Below are 2,948 nucleotides of genomic sequence, written 5' to 3' on the forward strand. Positions count from 1 at the left end.
TCTCAAAAAACGCTTTGTGGAAAGTCCCCCAGCAATTCATAAAAAGTCATCAATCGTCCACTGATTTTCGGAGAAAATTGCCACGTTCCGTGGCAACCTCCCTCACATGCACCTGACACTTGAACAAATTCTTGCCTTTAAGACCCTTACGGAGGAACATCTTGCAGACGCCTCCCGCGAGGATCTTATTACTCTTCTTCGCGGCGAACAGCAGCTGCGCGAGTCACTCACCATAAGGTTCAAGGAATCACTCACCCGCGAACTGGTTCTTGAAGACGCGATCTTTGAGTCGCAAAAAAAGTTTTGCAGGCTCCGCAGTGTCATGTTCGACAGCCGATCCGAGAAATCGAGGAATGCAGCATACGGAAGAAAAAAGAGGAAAAGCAAAGACAGGAAAAAGCCGGACGACTCCACAAAGCTTCCTTCAGAGCAGTATCCGAACGTCGATATAATCGAGCGAGTCGTGGAATGTGTGGATAACCCTCAGTGTCCATGAACACCCTCCGACCTTCATTCTGGGCCTGATAAGAAGCCGGACGAAGCCACGCCCCTCGTGCTTGATACGGAAACCTTTCGCAAGAGTCTCTATGGTATGTGGGCAGAATGCACGGATACCTCGCATAAGGTCGACGGAATTATGATCTACTCGTCAAACCGGGTCGAGTTTAAATTTGCTGCGGACTATGGCAGGGACATTGTTGTCACCTTCGACAAGTATGTCGGCGTAGGCTGCAAGGGTCAACCAAATGCTGACCGCGAAAGCTTCATAATGCGCTATAACCTTGGTGCAAACCTGGGTGCTAATGTCTTCGCTTTCGATATGGTCATCTTTAATAACGACAAGGAATCAGGAATTCAGTACAGCAGTGCGAAAATTCGCGACCAGAAGCTGATCGTTAGTCTTGGTTCAGCTATCGAAAGCGATTCATCTCTCGGCAATGGCGCATCTCCGGCCATCCGCTACAAGTTCCTCGAAGCGAAGGACGGTGACAAGAACCTGCTCGCCTACTACCTGACGAAAGTTCCGGAATAAATTCCAAGGTAATATCCGTTCCCAGCCTTCAAGTTTTCATCCCCTGACTGGCCGTCTTCCCTTCTGGGTAGGCGGTCTTTTCAGCCCCTGCACGCGGGATCATGACATGAGTTCCCATCACCGGGATTTCCGGCCGCGGCGTAGGCATGTCTGCGATCAGAAGCTTTCTCCGGGCAATTGGGGGGGATCCCGGTAATTGAAACAGAGGAATCAGATAAGGACTACGCGCTGTTCAGATTTGTCATCCGCGTTCCACTCCATCACATGCGCTTCCACCCAAGGACTCTCAAGGATCCCACCACGTGGCCATTGGTATCAGGTGAACGCTGACAGTGCCCAGGTTGCACGAAAAGAAAAAGCCTCGCAATGGCGCGAGGCTCAAGGCACTAGGTACTGCGATAACAGTTGTTTGCCGTATCTTATCACATACCGGGTCCCAGTCAAATACGATTCGTCCCGATGCTGCTCCCAGGCTCCCGACCCGGGCAGTTCAGCTGTACCTGCACTTGTGTTATATAACCCTGCACTTCAGCTATCGCAAAATATCGACAATTTACCGATAGGGTATGCAGTACAACCTGGAGGTCCACTACCATGATATCACGCAGACTGGTGACTGCACTGTCCGTCGTTATCCTTGTCTCTGCAGCCTGCACGCCCCGCGATGGCGTTGGGCCCACTATTGAAGGTTCCGCCCTTCCAGCTGAATCACAGGGCTCCAAGCCGAACGATCCTCTGCCATCGGCTGACCCGGTGGTCGAAGTGCCTATTTCCGTTGAGCAAAAGGAGCCAACCGAGCCTGTTGATATTACTCTTACCTGGCAGCTGGATAAGTCCACGATCACAGCCGATTGTCCAGCCTACCAAACCGTTCTGCCTGGCAAGAACAGCTTCATCCTTCAAATTGGCGAGATTGGGGATATCATAGCCAAAGGTTCAAGGGCTCCATTATGTCCTGCACCATCCGCGGATCCGTGATCATGCCTTCCGGGTACCTTGTCGATTTGAATATTGATTCTGTCAAAGTCCTCGGATCCGGTGTCCTCGCAAACGCTGACACCATTGATTATCTCGTCAAAGTTGAAACCGTGAGTCCCATTCAGTACGTGTATCGATATCAAAAGACAATCATTGGGCCAAAAAATGGTGCTTTTGAATCCACTCTGGACACAATGACCCCGACCATAGCGGACATTCCATGCCCTAAGGATGCCGTCAGCGTACCGTTCAACATCGTGATTCAATCCACTCTGCGTGCTTCAACGGCCACCACTCTTGCCGAAGTGGAAGGCTTCCTGAACAGAGCGCCTGGCTTTACCTTCCGGTATCGCACCTGCAAGCAATAGACTTGCTTCCTTAAGGCCAATATTTCTGCCTGAACATTCAGGCAGAACCCTTTTGCGAGCCGTTGGATCCCTGCAGTTGAGTTATATATCCCAGCACCAGGACTATCGCGCGTTTCCTTCTTTTGCCGATAAAGTCCAGCAATCGCACCTGCAGCCTTGAGCGCACTGGTCAGCATGAGACAAAGCTGAAAAGGTCGATTGGATGGGTGGCCCGGTCCCATCTTCTTAACACCTCGGAGAAAACATATGCGTTGCCTGACTCTCTCGCTCGTTGCTCTGCTCGCTTTCTCATGCAAATCATCAGCCCGCAAGCATGCGGAAGCCCCGCGTGCTGAAGTCGAGACCCTGGCTCCAGATCCGCAGCAAAAGCAGAACGAACCTGCGACAGAAGCTGTTGAGAAGCCGGTGGAGGAGCCAGCGAAGAAAGAAGCCATGGAGACACCCAAGGATCAGGCCATGCAATCGGGCCCAACTGCAGCGTTTCCCTTTACCATCGAAATGCCAAAATCCCGCATCCCAAATCCAGCGTCGTCGGACGATCAAGACAACTCTTGCCCGTCTTTCACAAA

General features: G+C 51.6%; 4 protein-coding genes. All 4 read left to right on the forward strand.

Features of this window, described 5'->3' with window-relative positions; translation table 11 throughout:
• Nucleotides 1-553 precede the first annotated feature (553 nt).
• Entirely contained in the window at nt 554-1,033 is a 480-nt protein-coding gene (locus tag VE954_RS14460; RefSeq protein WP_324953916.1) for a hypothetical protein, read from the forward strand.
• A 594-nt stretch (nt 1,034-1,627) separates the two neighbouring features.
• Complete coding sequence (locus VE954_RS14465) at nt 1,628-2,011, forward strand: hypothetical protein (protein ID WP_324953918.1); 384 nt, start codon at nt 1,628-1,630, stop codon at nt 2,009-2,011.
• Nucleotides 1,984-2,379: a hypothetical protein gene (locus tag VE954_RS14470; RefSeq protein ID WP_324953920.1), complete on the forward strand. Its 396-nt coding sequence runs from the start codon at nt 1,984-1,986 to the stop codon at nt 2,377-2,379. Before VE954_RS14465 ends, VE954_RS14470 begins: the two co-directional genes overlap by 28 nt.
• Before the next feature lie 246 nt (nt 2,380-2,625).
• A partial coding sequence (locus VE954_RS14475) for a hypothetical protein (RefSeq protein ID WP_324953922.1) occupies nt 2,626-2,948 on the forward strand: 323 nt, incomplete at its 3' end.

This window comes from Oligoflexus sp., from assembly GCF_035638955.1.
Taxonomy (GTDB): Bacteria; Bdellovibrionota_B; Oligoflexia; order Oligoflexales; family Oligoflexaceae; genus Oligoflexus.